General features: G+C 74.4%; 18 protein-coding genes. 14 read left to right on the forward strand and 4 right to left on the reverse strand.

Annotated features, from left to right (window positions below):
• The first annotated feature begins 298 nt into the window (after positions 1-298).
• From NMK34_RS06075 to NMK34_RS06090, 4 genes are all read left to right on the forward strand, one after another.
• Positions 299-529 (forward strand): hypothetical protein, encoded by a 231-nt coding sequence (locus tag NMK34_RS06075; protein ID WP_318332561.1) that lies wholly within the window; start codon positions 299-301, stop codon positions 527-529.
• Positions 526-768, forward strand: coding sequence for a DivIVA domain-containing protein (locus tag NMK34_RS06080; protein WP_269701885.1), 243 nt, complete (start codon positions 526-528; stop codon positions 766-768). The genes NMK34_RS06075 and NMK34_RS06080 overlap by 4 nt, the downstream gene beginning before the upstream one ends.
• Positions 761-1,003, forward strand: coding sequence for a hypothetical protein (locus NMK34_RS06085; protein ID WP_318332562.1), 243 nt, complete (start codon positions 761-763; stop codon positions 1,001-1,003). Before NMK34_RS06080 ends, NMK34_RS06085 begins: the two co-directional genes overlap by 8 nt.
• A 139-nt stretch (positions 1,004-1,142) precedes the next feature.
• The gene (locus NMK34_RS06090; RefSeq protein WP_318332563.1) at positions 1,143-1,970 is read left to right on the forward strand and encodes an SAM-dependent methyltransferase; all 828 of its coding nucleotides are present in this window, start codon (positions 1,143-1,145) and stop codon (positions 1,968-1,970) included.
• Positions 1,971-2,002: 32 nt separating this feature from the next.
• Here NMK34_RS06090 and NMK34_RS06095 read toward each other — a convergent pair whose 3' ends face one another.
• Positions 2,003-2,770 carry a hypothetical protein gene (locus NMK34_RS06095; protein ID WP_318332564.1) on the reverse strand — a complete coding sequence of 256 codons (768 nt, stop codon included), beginning with the start codon at positions 2,768-2,770 and terminating at the stop codon, positions 2,003-2,005.
• Between the two features lie 164 nt (positions 2,771-2,934).
• Between NMK34_RS06095 and NMK34_RS06100 the strand changes: the two genes are divergently transcribed.
• From NMK34_RS06100 to NMK34_RS06120, 5 genes are all read left to right on the forward strand, one after another.
• On the forward strand, positions 2,935-4,227 hold the full coding sequence (locus tag NMK34_RS06100) for an AAA family ATPase (RefSeq protein WP_318332565.1): 1,293 nt from the start codon (positions 2,935-2,937) through the stop codon (positions 4,225-4,227).
• 75 nt (positions 4,228-4,302) lie between these two features.
• Positions 4,303-4,539: a hypothetical protein gene (locus tag NMK34_RS06105; protein WP_318332566.1), complete on the forward strand. Its 237-nt coding sequence runs from the start codon at positions 4,303-4,305 to the stop codon at positions 4,537-4,539.
• Positions 4,540-4,586: 47 nt separating this feature from the next.
• Entirely contained in the window at positions 4,587-4,892 is a 306-nt protein-coding gene (locus NMK34_RS06110) for a DUF6403 family protein (RefSeq protein ID WP_318332567.1), read from the forward strand.
• On the forward strand, positions 4,889-6,250 hold the full coding sequence (locus NMK34_RS06115) for a hypothetical protein (RefSeq protein WP_318332568.1): 1,362 nt from the start codon (positions 4,889-4,891) through the stop codon (positions 6,248-6,250). Before NMK34_RS06110 ends, NMK34_RS06115 begins: the two co-directional genes overlap by 4 nt.
• A complete protein-coding gene (locus tag NMK34_RS06120) occupies positions 6,247-7,290 on the forward strand; it encodes a hypothetical protein (protein ID WP_318332569.1) in 1,044 nt (347 codons plus the stop codon). Before NMK34_RS06115 ends, NMK34_RS06120 begins: the two co-directional genes overlap by 4 nt.
• Positions 7,291-7,317: 27 nt before the next feature.
• Here the strand turns inward: NMK34_RS06120 and NMK34_RS06125 are convergent, their stop codons facing one another.
• Entirely contained in the window at positions 7,318-7,884 is a 567-nt protein-coding gene (locus NMK34_RS06125) for a snapalysin family zinc-dependent metalloprotease (RefSeq protein WP_318332570.1), read from the reverse strand.
• A 116-nt stretch (positions 7,885-8,000) separates the two neighbouring features.
• On the opposite strand from NMK34_RS06125, the gene NMK34_RS06130 reads away from it, so the two are divergent.
• From NMK34_RS06130 to NMK34_RS06150, 5 genes are all read left to right on the forward strand, one after another.
• Positions 8,001-8,390 (forward strand): globin, encoded by a 390-nt coding sequence (locus NMK34_RS06130; RefSeq protein ID WP_318332571.1) that lies wholly within the window; start codon positions 8,001-8,003, stop codon positions 8,388-8,390.
• A gap of 158 nt (positions 8,391-8,548) precedes the next feature.
• Positions 8,549-9,262 (forward strand): hypothetical protein, encoded by a 714-nt coding sequence (locus NMK34_RS06135; protein WP_318332572.1) that lies wholly within the window; start codon positions 8,549-8,551, stop codon positions 9,260-9,262.
• A 13-nt stretch (positions 9,263-9,275) separates the two neighbouring features.
• Positions 9,276-9,536 (forward strand): hypothetical protein, encoded by a 261-nt coding sequence (locus NMK34_RS06140; RefSeq protein WP_091418956.1) that lies wholly within the window; start codon positions 9,276-9,278, stop codon positions 9,534-9,536.
• Positions 9,533-9,940: a hypothetical protein gene (locus tag NMK34_RS06145; protein WP_091418959.1), complete on the forward strand. Its 408-nt coding sequence runs from the start codon at positions 9,533-9,535 to the stop codon at positions 9,938-9,940. Before NMK34_RS06140 ends, NMK34_RS06145 begins: the two co-directional genes overlap by 4 nt.
• 42 nt (positions 9,941-9,982) lie before the next feature.
• The gene (locus tag NMK34_RS06150; RefSeq protein WP_318332573.1) at positions 9,983-13,339 is read left to right on the forward strand and encodes an AAA family ATPase; all 3,357 of its coding nucleotides are present in this window, start codon (positions 9,983-9,985) and stop codon (positions 13,337-13,339) included.
• 45 nt (positions 13,340-13,384) lie between these two features.
• Here NMK34_RS06150 and NMK34_RS06155 read toward each other — a convergent pair whose 3' ends face one another.
• Positions 13,385-14,239, reverse strand: a complete 855-nt coding sequence (locus NMK34_RS06155; protein WP_318332574.1) for an ABC transporter permease — start codon at positions 14,237-14,239, stop codon at positions 13,385-13,387.
• Positions 14,236-15,249, reverse strand: a complete 1,014-nt coding sequence (locus NMK34_RS06160; protein ID WP_318332575.1) for an ATP-binding cassette domain-containing protein — start codon at positions 15,247-15,249, stop codon at positions 14,236-14,238. Before NMK34_RS06160 ends, NMK34_RS06155 begins: the two co-directional genes overlap by 4 nt.
• Positions 15,250-15,571: the final 322 nt, after the last annotated feature.

The raw sequence follows: 15,571 nt of genomic DNA on the forward strand, positions 1-15,571 counted from the left end.
GTTCGCGGAGAACCTGTGTCCGAAGTCGAGCCTAACCATTCAACCCGTTCCGGAGCGGCCCGGTATACGCACCGTGCATATCGCCCGGCGTCTCGGATGGTGACCGAGCGTATGCAGTGTGTGTATGGCGGCCACGATCAGCAGGGCATGCGTCTCCTGCCGAGGAGGACTGAGGGTCAGCACATGGCCCGGGGCGGGTGCCGGACTCCGGTGGCGCCGCGTCCCCCGATCGCGGCTCCCGCCGTCCCCGCCCACCCCGGCGCCACTCCACGAGACCCCGACCCGGAGGCGCCCGCCGATGTCCGCCGTACTCGCCGACTTCCCCGTCCTCACCCCTGTCACCGACGAGGAACTACTCGTCGCCGCGCTGGCCGTGCGCGTACACGTGCCCGAGCACTGGCCGCAGGGACCGCTGTGCCGCAGCGAGCGCGTCCCGTACCCCTGCCGGCTGGCCCGGTGGGGGAGGGCGACGCTCGCCGCAGCCGGGCTGCCCGACGAGGCCATGGCGGCCGGGGCGGTGACGTCGTGATCTACGTGACCGGGGAGCGGGTGCAGGCGTACCAGGTGCGCAGCGCCGTGTTCGACACCCGCTGGCGTGGGCTGGACCCGGCGCAGGTGCACGACTACCTGTGCCGGGTCGCCGACGAGATGGACCGCCTGCACCGGGAGCTCACCACGGCGCGCACCGAGTCGGAGCGAATTCGTCAGGCGCTGCGGCAGTGGCAGTCCCGCCACAACGGCTGCCGGCGGCGCGGCCACGATGACTGAGCCGCGCTGGATCGTCCACCTGCCGACCACGCTGACCAGCCGGGACGCCGCCGCCGCGCTCGCCCGGTCGCTCGGGCACCTGGATGCCGTCGACTTCGGTGAGACGACGCTCAGCGAGGAGGACGCGCAGCACCTGCGGTACCGGGTCTGGTGTGACGTGCGGCTGCCCGGCGGCGGGCGCTGCGGACACCGGGATGGTCACGACGGGTGGTGCGGGGCGGCGGAGCTGCGATGACCTCGGCGTGTCGATCGATGAACGCCCTGGTGACGGGCTGGCCCGCTGGGAGCGATCCCAGACGGGCGACCATCCACCCTGTGCGGTCGCTACACTCCCCGAAAACGCCCGGAACCGCCCACGGAGCCTGGAGACGCCTGTGACCCGCGACAAGGCCGCACCGCCCGGAATCGACGTCACCGTTCCCAGCGTGGCCCGGGTCTACGACTACTTCCTGGGCGGCAAGGACAACTTCGAGGTCGACCGGAAGGTCGCCGAGCACGCCCTGCGGATCACGCCGGACGGGCCGGCCGCCGGTCAGGCGAACCGGGCGTTCCTGCGCCGGGTGATCCGCCACCTCGTCACCGAGGCGGGCATCGACCAGTTCCTCGACATCGGCTCGGGGCTGCCGACCCAGGGGAACGTGCACGAGGTCGCGATCGAGCACAATCCGGCCGCCCGCGTCGTGTACGTGGACAACGATCCGATCGTCCTGGCGCACGGGCGGGCGCTGCTCGCCTCGGAGGGCACCGCGACGGTGATCCAGGCCGACATCCGGGAGCCGGAGGAGATCCTCAACGACCCGGACGTCCGCCGGTTCCTCGACTTCGACCGCCCGATCGGGCTGCTGCTGTTCGCGATCCTGCACCACATCGGCGACGACGAGGACCCGCGATCGGTGGCGGCGGCGTTGATCGACGCCCTGCCGTCCGGCAGTTACGTCGCGATCTCGCACTTCCGTGACCCGGGCGAGCGGGATCCGGAGGGCTCCCGCAAGGCCCGCGAGGTCGAGCGGGTGTTCAACGAGTCGCTCGGCACCGGCCGCTGGCGTACCGACGAGGAGATCCTCGCGTTCGCCGACGGGCTGACGGTGCTGGAGCCGGGCCTGGTACCGCTGGCCGAGTGGCGTCCGGACCCGGACGCGCCCGCCCCGCAGCAGACCGACACCTACCACACCTTCGTCGGCCTGCTCGCCCGCAAACCATAGGCGGTACGAGGCCGTAAGTGGGCGCGGACACGTCAACCGAGATCCTCCTCGCCCTCCTCGAACCGTCCCAACGCGGCGGACAGGTCCCGCAGGAACGCGTCGACCCGGACGCGGTCGTAACCGTGCGCGACGAGCGGCAACTCGGCCAGGGCGAGTTCCACCTCTGCCTTCACCCCCAGGCGCCCCAGGAAATCCTCCGACCGCAGCGCCTCCCGGCCCTTCTGTACGAGGGCGTCGACGGCAGCCCGGTCGTATCCGCGCGCTTCGACCGGGAAGCGGGCTGAGTCGAAACGCTGCCGGACGAGCTGGCGGTGGTCGGTGAAGCGGCTGCCGCCGTACCGGGCGAGGGCGTCGGCCACCTGGTCCGTCTTCTCCCGGACATCGTGCAGTTCGAGCAGGAGCAGGCAGGGCCGGTCGTCCAACGGGCTGCGGTGGGTCAGCGGGACGTCGAGCGTCGACCCGGGTGCGGGTACGAGCAGCAGCAACGGCGACGGCATCCGCTTGCCGGCCAGCACCGGAGGTGGCTGGTACAGGACCAGGTGGTCGATCTCCGCCCAGGGCAGCAGCCGGTTCAGCTCGGCAGTCCGGACGGTCAAGCCTTCGAGGCTGATGTGGAACCGGAACGGCCGAACTGTCTCGATGATGCCCACGACGACGGCGAGCATGACGAGTCCGCCGAGGAGCAGCCCGCCGACCAGTCGAAGGGTGCTGCCGCCCAGCGCGGACAGCACCGAGCAGAGACCGAACGGCAGCAGGACGAAGGCGATGACACAACCGATGCGACTGCGGTGAAGGTCCATCGTCTCACCTGCGATTCCCCCGTCGTCCCTGACGGAGAGTGTGGCAGTCGGGTGCAAGGTGATCGATGGGTGGTGATCTCCCTGGCGTCGCCGCGCGGTCCTGCCCCGTGGCGTGTTAAGAAGGGGCCCCGCCTCTACCGGAGACGTTAAAAGGGGGCCCTTCCTTGCACGAAGCGGAGCAGGTGATCCAGCGTGTGCTGCGGGATCTGCGCGACGGCACGCACCGCGGCGTCGTCGTGGACTCGCCTCCCGGCGCCGGGAAGTCGACCCTCGTCGTCCGCGCCGCGATCGAGACCGCAGCCACCGGCGACCCGCTGATGATCGTGGCGCAGACCAACGAGCAGGTCGACGACCTCATCGACCGGCTCGGCCGCAAGGCACCGGAGCTGCGCGTCGGGCGCCTCTCCGCGACCGACTACCGGCCCACCGAGCGGGTCACCGCCCACCCGGCGGTCCGCGTCGCCGCGAAGGTCGCCGACCTGGGCGGCCCGGCGGTCACCATCGGTACGGCGGCCAAGTGGGCCACCGTCACCGAGGGGAGCTGGCCGTGGGCGATCGTGGACGAGGCGTACCAGATGCGCGCGGACGCGCTGCTGCGCGTGGCGGGGCGGTTCGAGCGGGCGCTGTTCGTCGGCGACCCCGGTCAGCTCGATCCGTTCAGCACCGTGGAGACGTTCCGCTGGACCGGCCTGACCTGGGATCCGATGCAGTCGGCGGTGGCCACGCTGCTGCGGCACAACCCGGAGCTGCCGGTGCACCGGCTGCCGGTGTCGTGGCGGCTGCCCGACTCGGCCGCCCCGGTGGTGTCCGCCGCGTTCTACCCGTTCACCGGGTTCCGCGCCGGGACCGGGCCGTCCGACCGGGCGCTGACGTTCACCGAGGCGGGTGCGGGTGACGCCTACGACGCCTCGGTCGAGGTGGCCGCCGCCACCGGCTGGGCGTTGCACGAGCTGCCCGCCCGGCACACCGTGCGTACCGACGGGGAGGCTGCCGCGGCCTGCGCGGAGCTGGCGCTGCGGGTGCTGCGGCGCGGCGCGGTCGCGGTGAGCGAGGCCGCGCCGGACGGCGCGCCGGTCACCGCGGACCGGATCGCCGTCGGGGCCGCGCACCGCGACCAGGTCGCGGCCATCCGGTCCCGGCTGGGCGCGGCCGGGGCGGGCATCACAGTCGACACCGCCAACCGGCTCCAGGGCCGGGAGTACGACGTGACGATCGTGCTGCACCCCCTCTCGGGCCGGCGCGATGCCACCGCGTTCCACCTGGAGTCGGGGCGGCTGTGCGTGCTGGCGTCGCGGCACCGGCACGCCTGCGTGGTGGTGGCGCGGGCCGGGATCGGTGAGCTGCTCGACGCGTACCCGTCGACCGAGCGGGTGCACCTGGACGTACCGGTGAAGTTCCCGGACGGCTGGGAGGCCAACCAGACGGTGCTGACCCACCTGGACGCGCACCGGGCGTGACGAGGGGCCGTCGCGGCATGTGCGGCGAACCGAACGGATCTTCCGGCGGTTGAGGGCGGTGGGCACGATGGCCGGATGTACCCTCACGACCCGTATCAGCAGGATCCGTACCAGCAGCAGTATCCGCCGCCGCAGTACCCGCAGTACCCGGCGTACGCGCCGCAGCCGGAGCAGGGGACGAACAGGTGGGCGATCGTCCTGTGGGTGGCGGTGCCGGCGCTGCTGGTGATCCTGTGCTGTGCCGGGTGTGTCGCCTCCGGGTTCGCGGGCGGGTTCATCGAGGGGTTCAACGAGGGCTACTCGTCGTCGTAGGCGTACCTCGGCGCGCGCCGCTGGCGGCGGTGCGTTAGACAGGGATCATGACCGCGAGTGTGCTGCCCTGGCTGGGTGGGGGCGTGGTGGCCCTGGCGGCCGGGTTCCTCGCCGTGTCGCTGCCCCGGCGACGCGCCCGGGTCGAGGGCCGGCGGGTCGCCTGGTCCTCGGCGCGGGCCGCGATCCACGACGCCACCGTCAGCCGGGACGCGTCCCCGACGGCGGTGCCGGAGGCGGAGCGGCTGCTGGCCCGGGCCGAGCTGCTCGCCGCCGGGCGGGGCGGCGCCGACGCGGCTCGGGCGGCGGCCGAGCACGCGCGCCGGGCCGACGAGCTGTGGCGGGCCGGCCGATGACGGCGCCGGGGCGGCCGGTGCGCCGGGATCTGGTGCGCTGGTCGCTGCTCGCCGTCGCGGCGGCAGTGCTCGTGGTGTTCCTGGGCGCGCAACGGCAGAGCGTGGAGGTCAGCTACGGGCGTTCCCCGTCGACCGCCGCGCTGCCGGAGGGCTCGGCCGGGGAGTTGAGTGACGCGAGCGTGCCGTCGGTCGAGGAGATGACGGCGCTGGTCGCGGCCGAGCCGGTGGTGCGGCTGCCGGGGGCTGTCGCGCGCTGGGACGAGCAGCGGGTCCGGGCCGCCATCGGTGACCGGGGTACCCGCATCCTGGTCGCCCCGCCCGGCTTGGACGAGGCCGAACGCCGGCGGGTGAAGGACGTGGAGAAGGCGGAGATCCGGATCGTCGGTACGGAGGTCAGCGGTGGCCTCTACGTGGCGTCGCCGGACGACCTGCCGGGCTGGCGGGCCCGGTTCGCCACACACGATGTGACCGGCGCGCTGCTCACGCTGCTGGCGACGCTGCACGACCAGCCCACCCCGCCGGACCGCGACGACCTGCGCTGGCGGGAACCGACCGGCCCGGAACTGGCCCCGATGGTCACCACGCTGCGGGCCACCGGCCGGTACGTGGGCGCCGGCGCCACGCTGACCCGGCTGCCGGAGAAGGCGGCGGGCACCGCGTTCCCGGACGGCGCCTGGTTCGTGGTGCTGCCCGCCCAGCCGTACGGGGAGCCGCTGCCCGCGTACGGGCCGGCGCTGCACCGGCTCGCCCCGGACCAGCCGCTCGTGGTGATGTACGGCGACTGGATCGAGTACCACGGTCCGGGCGCGGCGGAATTCGCCGAGGTGGCGGGAGCGGCCTTCTACGCCCAGGCCGGCGGGCGGATCGGCCGTTACGCCTATCCGCAGCAGAACGTGCTCGGCGCGTATCTGGCCCAGGTCACCGACGTCCGGTACGCGGGGCTGTTCGACCGTCCGCTGCCGTACCGGCCGTTCGACCCGCTGCGGGTGGCGTTGCCGGCGCTGCCCTGGCTCTTCGCCGCGTGCGTGGCGGGTTTCGTGGTGTTGTCGATCCGTACCGTGCGGGGGTCCGGCCGCCGTCCGGCCGACGTCGGTCCCGGTGGCACGCCGGCCCGGCTGGCCGGGCTCTCCGCGCTGGCTGTCGAGTTGTCGCTCCTGACGGACGCGCGCAGCGACCCGGCGCTGGTCCGGGGCGTGGGCCGGTTGCGGGCGGCCCGGGACGCGTTCGACGAGGGGTTGCCCGACCGGCACGTACGCGAACTGCTCGCCGACGCGGCGGCCGAGCTGGACTACGTGGCCCGGGACGTGCGGATGCCCGGTTACCGGCCGGACGTCTACCTGCGGGCGAGGCTGTCGTGAGCCGCGTCGCGACGCGTCCCGAGCGGACGGCGGCCCCGCGCGGCGCGGTGGCGACCGGCCCGCGCCGGGTGCTTGGCCGCCTGGTCGGTACGGCGTTCGGCCGCGCGGTGCTCGCCTGCCTGGTGCTGGCCGGGTGGGCACTGTGGACCGGCGGCATCCTGGACGGACCGGCGGCCCGGCAGGTACGCGGCTCGTCTGTCTACGCGGCGCCCGGCGTGGACCTGGACCGGGCCGCCGCCGAACGGGTCATCGGCAACCGGCGGCTGGTGGTGCTGATCATGGAGCCGGGCGCCGACCTGCGGGAGGCGTGCGACGACACGGAACGCGCCACCCAGGGCACGCTGGTGCTGGCGATGAGCCGCGACGGCGAGGACTGGGACACCTACGGCTGCTCCCGCCTCGGCGGTGACGGCCCGCGTGACCTCGGGCGGGCCATGGTCGCCGAGACCACGATCAGCCGCGGCGCCGACGCGTTCGTGGACCGGCCGGTCGAGGCGCTGAAGGTGATCGTGCTCAACTACGACCGGCTGGTCCGGGCCGGTCTGGTGCCTGATGGCGCCCGTACCATCAGCCCGTCGCTGCCCCGGTATCTGCTGGCCGGCGGCGCGGTGGCCGGGGTCGTCGCCGGTGCGGCGGTGCTCTGGCTGGGCGGCCGGCGGGCCGGGCGGCTGGCCGACGCGCGCCGGGCCGGGCGGGACGCGCGCGCCGACGAGCGGGCCGCGCTCGGCGCCGCCACCGCTGTCCTCGCCCAGCAGATCATCGACCTGGACGGGCACGCCGGGCCGGTCGCCCCGGCGCATCGCCGCCTGGCCGCCGACTACGTCGGCCTGCTCGACGAGGTGTCCGAGGTGGACGACGACGCCGGGGCCGTGCGCCGGCTCCGGGAGCGGGTCGAGGAGCTGAGCCGCCGTGCGGCGGACCTCGCCGACGACGCCGCGTCCGGCCGGCGTGCGGACCGCGCGGGCAGCCGGAAGCCGGACAAGGCGGCGGCCGGTGCGACGACGGGGAAGGGCCGCACGCGCGGACGGGGCCGGCGGTGATCCGCCGACCCCGTCGTCACGGCGTCGTCAGCGCTGGGCGCCCACCGTCGAGGCGGCCGGCCAGCTGCCGGTGAAGACCTGGGCGGGCGTCGCGCTGCGGACGGCGAAGCCGAACAGCGAGTCGACCCGGGCGGCCTCGGCGGAGCTGGGGTACGGGTTGGTGCAGCTCGTACCGGCGCTGCCACCGGACATCAGGATGGCGCAGTTGCCGTTGTAGTTGTCCGGCAGGCCGAGGATGTGGCCGATCTCGTGCGTCATGATGCGCAGCGGCGAGTACTGCTGGGCCTGGTAGTAGTCGATCACCACGCGGCCGTTGCCGAGGCTGGTGCGCTGGGCGTACGAGCCGCCGCCGTAGGTGTAGGTGATCCGCAGGTTGGACCCGCACTGGGCCATGTTGATGTTGTTCGTGTAGTTGTTCCAGATCGCCGCCGCCTGCACCGCCGTGTTGGCGAACGGGCCGGCCTGGCTGATGTTGTAGCAGACGTTGCGGACGGCGGCGGAGGCCGGAGCCGGGTTGACGGCTACCGCGCCGAGCGCTGCCAGCGTCGCGGCCGCGAGGGTGGCGAGGATCCGGGACAGCTTGGGCTTACGCATGGTTCACACTCCTTGGGATGGGGGGTGAGCGGAACGCCGCCAGCCTATAGATAGGCATTCATCAATATCAAGGGTTGCGGTGAACTGACCGGGCTCGATCATCCGTACCCCTGGTCGTGCGGACCACGGAGCTGGTGACCTGTCCCCGCGAGCCCTGCGAACGGCTCGGCCCGGTCGCCGTGCGCGCCGCGGTGCACCGCTGGCTGCGGTTGATCGCTGCGGACGCGGAGCTGGCGCCGTACCTGATCGGGGTGGACCGCCGCCGGCTCGCCGCGCTGCTCACCGCCCGGCTGGGCGCGGCGCTGGGCGGTACGCGGCGGAGCCCGGACGGCGTGCCCGCGGACGCCGGCGGACCGGTCGTCGGTGGACCACGACGCCCGCCGCTCACCGGAGAGCAGCGCTGGCGCGTCCTGGACTACCTGGCCGCGGCACTCTGGACGCTCGACCTGCCGGCGGCGACGGTCGTCGACGCGCAGCGGGCCGTGGCCGGGCTGCTCCGGGCCTGACCGCCCGTCCGGCCGGGTGGCGTGAACCGGGCACAGGAACTGTCGTTCACGCCGCCGGGTATCCCCGGGTTTCCTGTCGACCTCCCGTCACACAGGGTGTTTTTCTGATCGCTTCCGGTCGATAGCGTCGGTCCACTGCCGTCGACGAAGGGCCGACGATGAACGACAACGGACACCCATTCGACCGTCGGCGACTGCTCGCCGGCGCGGCGGCGGCCTCTGCGGTCACAGTGACCGGCCTGGCCGTCGCCACCACCACCGGCGCCTCGGCGGCCGCGCCGGGCCGCCCCGCGACGCCACTCGTCTCCCGGGACCGCATCGCCACCGCCGCGCTGCGCGCGCCAGACGGATCCGCGCTCCCGGTCGCCGTCCAAGCCGACTTCCACGCCCGGCTCGCCGCCTGGCTGGCGTTCTGGTCGGCGAACTCGCCGGCGGCCTGGAGCGTGCCGGTGCAGGTGGTCGCCCGGATCGAGGCGGCCGGCGACGCGCTGGTGCTGCACGGGATCCGGCACCGCCGCGACGACGAGCTGCGCGCCGGCTTCGCCGCCGGCCGGCGGGACGCCACCCACCTGGCCACGCTGGCCAGCCTGCACCACCACTTCCCGAGCGTGCGGGTCCGCCCGGACGGCACGATCCGGGTCGCCGACGGACCCGCCGGGTTCACCGGCGCGCCGGAACAGGTCGCCTTCGCCGTCGCGGCCTGCCGCGAACTGTGGGGCGACACGGCGGCGACCGCCGACCGCTGGGCGGAGCACGCCGCCCGGGTGCTCGCCCGCGCCGGGCACCGCACCGACGCCGCCTCGCACGCCGGCTGGGCGGCCTTCACCCGCACCAGCCTGCGTCGCGGGCTGGGCACCGAATCGTACGAGTGACCGGAGGTAGCACATGGCCCGCAACGAGTTCCGCTTCGTGGTCGACGGCGTCGACCTGAGCCCCGAGCAGCAGACCCTGATCGCCGCGGAGATCCAGAAGGCCGGCCTGGCCGCTCTGCGTACCGCCGACGCCAGGCTGACGAACCCGCTGACCGTCGGCCACGGCAACATCAAGCTGCGTCCCGAGTGGTACGGCCTCTGGGTCATCGACGGGCCGTTCGCCCAGGACCTCGGGCAGAAGATCAACGACATCGGGTTCTGGATCCAGCGGTGACCGACGCCGCCCGGCCGGCCGGCACGCCGGAGCGGATGTGCCCGAGCACCCCGGCGTCGAACGCCACGGTGTTCCTCGGCATGATCACTCCGGCGGGCCGGGTGGCCTACGTGACCCCGGCCGTACCGGCCGAGGTGGCGCTCGCCGGGCTCGGTGACTCCGATGAGCCGATCGAGTCGCGGGCCCGGCTCGCCGGCCCGTGCGTCACCTCGTCCTGTGGCTTCTGGACCGGCTCACACTGCGGGCTGGGCGCCAGGATGGCCGCCTCGTACGCCGAGACCGCCCCGCCCGCGGAGGAGACGCTGCCGAAGTGCGCGATCCGGCGTACCTGCCGGTGGTTCGCCGAACAGGGACCGGCCGCCTGCCCGGCGTGCGCGCACGTGGTGACCGACGCGCGGCTCTGAGGGATCCTCCTTGTCGGACCCTTCGGCTAGCGTCGTGAGGTCATGGAGCCGCGGTTCGGCCAACACCTCATCGGGCGGGAGCATCCCGCTGCGCTGCTGCGCGCCGAGGTGGCCCGGCTGGTCGACAGTCACGGCGGTCTCGTCCTGGTCACCGGCGAGCCGGGCATCGGCAAGACCACGCTGGTCTCGGCGGCCGCCGACGAGGCCCGCCGCGGCGGGGCGCTGGTGCTCGGCGCCGCCTGCTGGGACTCCGACACCGCCCCCGACTACTGGCCCTGGGTGCAGGTGCTGCGCCGGCTGGCCCGGTCCGCCGACGACCCGCGCGGGGTGCGGGAGGCGGCCGCCGCGGGCCTGGCGGCACTGCTCGGCGAGCGCGCCCCCGGCGACCCGGCCGAGCCGGGCCGCGTCACCGAGCCGGGCGACCCGGCCGAGCCCGGGGACGCCGACGCGCCGGGTGACGCCGGCCGGGCCGAGTTCGACAGGCATGACGCGGTGACCGCCGCCCTGGTCGCCGTCGCTCAGCACCGGCCGGTCGCCGTGGTCCTCGACGACCTGCACTGGGCCGACCCGGCGTCGCTGCGGCTGCTCCAGTTCGTCACCCAGCACGCCTGGTTCGAGCGGCTGCTGCTGATCGGCACCTACCGGGACGCCGAAGTCGAATCCGGCGACCACCCGCTGCGGCAGTGGCTGCTGCCGCTCACCGCCAAGGCCACCACCGTCACGCTCGCCGGGCTGGGCCGCGCCGAGGTGGCCGCGCTGATGGCCCGCACCGCCGGCCGGGAGCCCGACGCGAGCCTCGTCGACGAGGTGCACCGGCGCACCGGCGGGAACCCGTTCTTCGTGGAGCAGACCGCCCGGCTCTGGCACACCCACGGCCTGACCGACACCGTAGCCCCGGGCGTACGGGAGGTGGTGCGCCGCCGGCTCGACCAGTTGCCCGCCGGAGTGGTCGAGGCGCTCACGGTTGCCGCCGTGCTCGGCCGCGAGTTCGACGGGCGGACGCTCGCGGCCTGCGTGCCCGCTCCGGTCGCGCAGGTCGACCGGCTGCTCGGCCGCGCCGCCGCGGCCCGGCTGGTCCTGCCCCGCGACGGCGGTCGGTTCGTCTTCGTGCACGACCTGGTCCGCGAGACGCTCTACGACGGGCTGGCCGACGACGAACGGCGGGCCCGGCACGCGGCGGTGGTCCGGGCCGCCGACCGGTCGGACGCGCTCGCCGGCGCGCTCAGCCCGGCCCACCTGGCCCGGCACGCCTGGCTGGCCGGCACCGAGCTGGACCCGGAACGCGCAGGTGACCTGCTGCTGGCCGCCGCCCGCGACGCCGGGGGCCGGATCGCCGTTGACGAGTCGGTACGGCACTACCGGCGCGCGCTCGAACTGACCGGCGAGCCCGGCCGACGGGTCCGGGTGCTGCTGGAACTGGCCGGGCTGCTGCACCACGCCGGCCCGCCGGCCGAGGTGGAGCGGCTGCTGGCCGAGGCCGCCGCGCTGGCCCGGGAGCTGCCCGATCCCGGCGTGCTGACCCGGGTGGCGCTCATCGCGCACCGGCAGCACTCCGCCACCCGCCGCCGGCTCGACGCCGCCGAGCTGGTCCGGGAGGCGTACCGGCGGTCGATCGCGGAACCGGATCCGGAGCGGCCGGTACGCGCGCTGGTCACCGATCTGATCACCGCCACCGAGACGCTCGCCCGGCACGGCCGCGACGACGAGGCGCTCACCTTCAGCCTTTGGGCCCGCCACGACACCACCTGGGGGCTCGGCACCGCGCAGGAACGGGCCGTGGTCACCGCCGAGATCCGGGAGGTGGCCCGCCGCAGCGGCGACCGGGAGACCGAGCTTTGGGCCACGGCGCTGCGCTGGGTAGCGCTGCTGGAGCTGGGCGATCCGGCCTACCGGCAGGAGCTGACCGCGTTCGTGACCGGCGCGCGACGCGACGACGTGGCCCGGCAGCGGGTGGCGGCGATCGCGGACACCGCCATCATCGCCGCCTTCCAGGGCGACCTCGCCGCCGCCGAGGCGGGCTTCGCCGAGGCGGAGAGCTACGGCGAGCCGGGGCACTCCGACCACGCGTTCATGACGCACCACATGCGTTGGTCGATCCTGCTGCTGTACGGCCGCCTCGCCGAGGCCGAGGCGGTGCTCGACCGGGTGGGCCCCGGGCACCCGCAGGCCGAGCTGCTCCGGGCGATCACCGCCGCCGAGCGCGGCGACGCGGCCACGGTGCTGCGGCTCACCGCCGCGATCGAGGCCGCGGGCACCGCGTACCCCCGGTCGGTGTCGCCGCTGTGGCTGCGCCTGCGGGCGCAGGCGGCGGCGGTGGACGGCGACCCGGCGCGGTGCGCGGCGGTGCGGGCCGACCTGGCCCCGCACCGCGGGCAGTGGGCGGCGGCGTTGTTCGGCTGCGACATCGTCGGCCCGGTCGACCTGTGGCTGGGCGGTGTGGACGCGGCCGAGGGCCGGTGGGACGAGGCGGTCGACTGCTACACGGCGGCCCGGGACGCCGCCGACCGGCTGGGCGCCCGGCCCTGGTCGGTGCTGGCCCGGGCCGCCCTGGTGGGCGCGCTCGTCGGGCGCCACGGGCCGGGCGACGCGGCCGAGGCGCGGCGGCTGCGGGCCGAGACGGTGGCCGGGGCACGGGCGCTGGGGATGATCCAGGTGGTGGACCGGCTGGGCGTGGTGGATCCCGCCCCGGCGGCGTCCGCGATGGTCGCGCCGGTGGCGGCCCGGCTCGGCGCGGGTGTTCCGGCCCTGGCCGTCGCGTCGTCGCCGCCCGGCCGGCGGGGCGCGTCGGGCCTGTCCCGGGCGGGTGCGGTGCACGGGAGTGCGCGGCCGCCCGACCCCGGCGCGGACGTGGTCCGGCCCGAGTTCCGTCCGGACGGGCCGGTGTGGCGCCTCGCGTACGACGGCGTCGTGGTGCACCTGCCCGACGCCAAAGGGCTGCACGACCTGCGCCTGCTGCTGAGCCGTCCCGGCACGGACGTGCCCGCCGTCGAACTGCTCGACCCGGTGGCCGGCCCGGAAGTCGTCGCCGCGCGCCGCCTCGGCGCCGATCCGGTGCTCGACGACGAGGCGAAGGCCCGCTACCGCCGGCACCTGCGGCGGCTCGACGACGAGATCGACCGGGCGGCGGCCCGGGACGACGGGCGGCGGCTGGCCGAGCTGGACGCCGAGCGCGCGGCGCTGCTGGACCAGTTGCGTGCCGCCGCCGGGCTGGCCGGGCGCAACCGGCGGCTCGGTGACCAGGCGGAACGGGCGCGCAAGGCGGTGACCGGGCGGATCCGGGACACCCTGCGCCGCATCGACGAGCGGCATCCGGCGCTCGCCGCGCACCTGCGCGAGTCGGTCACCACCGGCGGCGCCTGCCGCTACCGGCCGGCCGAGCCGGTGCCCTGGCGGCTCTGACCGACCAGGTGGCGGGGCCGAGTGGACCCCGCCACCGTCGTCGCGTCAGCGGCGGTTGTAGCGGTACATCGTCAGCGTGCCGAACACGACCACGAAGACGGCGCTCCAGAGCAGCATCCACATGGTGCTCTGGGCGTCCATCGAGCCGGCCATCGCCGCGCGGACCGAGGTGACGAGCTGGGTGATGGGATTGATCTTGACGAACGCCTGCAGCCAACCGGGCATGGTGGACGGCTCGACGAACACGTTGCTCAGGAACGTCAGCGGGAACAGCACCATCATGCTGGTCCCCATCACCGACTTCTCGCTGCGCAGCACCAGGCCGAAGAACGTCCACACCCAGGAGAACGCGAACGAGAAGACCACCAGCAGCCCGATCCCTGCCAGCACCCCGAGCAGCCCGCCGTCGGGACGGAAGCCGAGCACCACGCCCACCGTCAGGATGACCACGGCGGCCAGGACGTAGCGCAGCACGTCGCCGAAGATCATCCCGACCAGCGCCGACGGCCGCCAGACCGGCAGCGTACGGAACCGGTCGAAGACGCCCTTCTCGATGTCGCTGTTGAGCCCGACCCCGGTGTACATGGTGATCATCACGACGCTGGTGACCATGATGCCGGGCAGGAAGAACTGCAGGTACGCACGCGGGCTGTCGGCGAGCGCGCCACCGAACAGGTACGTGAACATCAGCACCATGATGATCGGGAACGCGGTCACGTCGAACAGTTGCTCCGGCACGTGCTTGATCTTCAGCAGCGCGCGCCAGCCGAACGTCAGCGACGCCGACAACGCGCTGGGCCGGGCCTGCCGCTCGGCCGGGGCGAGCACGGTGGCCAGCGCCTCGGCGGACGGCACGTAGACGGACGGCGCCCGCCCGGTGGTGATCGCGGTGTCGCTCATCGCGCCGCCTCCAGTTCGTCGTCCCGCTCGTCCGCCGGGACGGCCGGGTGGTCGGTCAGGGCCAGGAAGACCTCGTCCAGGCTGGGCTGGCCGAGGGAGAAGTCGTCCACCACGATGCCGGCGGCGGCCAGCTCACCGAGCGCCCGCGCCGCCTGCGTACCGGCCTCCAGATCGGTGCCGTGCTCGCCGACGCGGGCGGTCAGCGCCGCCGGATCCGCAGCGAGCTGCACCGGTACGCCGAGCGACGCCCGCAGCACCTGCTCGGCCTGCGGCCGCTGCTCCGGATCGCGTAGCCGGATGTGGACGCTGCCCGCGCCGATCGACGACTTCAACTCGCCCGGGGTGCCCTCCGCGATCACCCGGCCGTGGTCGACCACAGCGATCCGGCCGGCGAGCTGGTCCGCCTCGTCCAGGTACTGCGTGGTCAGCAGCACCGTCGTGCCGTACGCCACCACCGCCCGCACGATCGCCCACACCTGGTTGCGGCTGCGCGGGTCCAGCCCGGTGGTCGGCTCGTCGAGGAACAGCAGGTCCGGCGTGTTGAGGATGCTCGCGGCGATGTCGATGCGCCGCCGCATCCCACCGGAGTACTTCTTCACCTGCCGTCCCGCCGCCTCCGTCAGCCCGAACGCGGCGAGCAGTTGCTCGGCCCGGTCCCGGGCGCCGGCCCGGCCCAGCCCGAGCAGCCGGCCCAGCAGGACCAGGTTCTCCGCGCCGGTCAGGTCCTCGTCCAGCGAGGCGTACTGGCCGGTCAGGCTCACCCGGGCGCGCACCGCGTCGGCCTCGCGCACCACGTCGTGCCCGAAGACCCGGGCCGTGCCGGAGTCCGGGCGCAGCAGCGTCGCCAGCACGCGTACGGCGGTGGTCTTCCCGGCGCCGTTCGGGCCCAGGACGCCGTAGACGGTGCCGGCGGGAACCCGCAGGTCCAGCCCGTCGAGTGCCCGGGTCGAACCGAAGGACCGGACCAGGCCCTCGGCCTCGACGGCCAGGCCGGTGTTCCGGTTGCTCATATATCGCTACCTCTCTCGTCTGTGTCTCGACAGGCGTACGGGCGTGCCGCCAGACCGATCGCCTGTTTCAACGAGGCCGGGATGCTGTGGTGTTGTGCCGGCCTCACCCCGGAGGCGCCAGACGGCCCGCCAGATCCGATCTGGCGGTGGTGATTCCCGGCCGACGACGGCCGGTACGGGAGGAAGCCGGGGTTATGACCGTTCCCGCAGCAGTCCGCCGGATGACCGGTCGCGGACAGTGTGCGATCGATCGTATGCCATATGCTGCGCCGGCATCCGACGCACGGGGGGCGTGTTCCGGTTGTGGTGACGCGGACGCCTC

Origin of the sequence: Micromonospora sp. BRA006-A, assembly GCF_033433935.1 — a bacterium.
GTDB classification, from domain to species: domain Bacteria; phylum Actinomycetota; class Actinomycetes; order Mycobacteriales; family Micromonosporaceae; genus Micromonospora; species Micromonospora aurantiaca.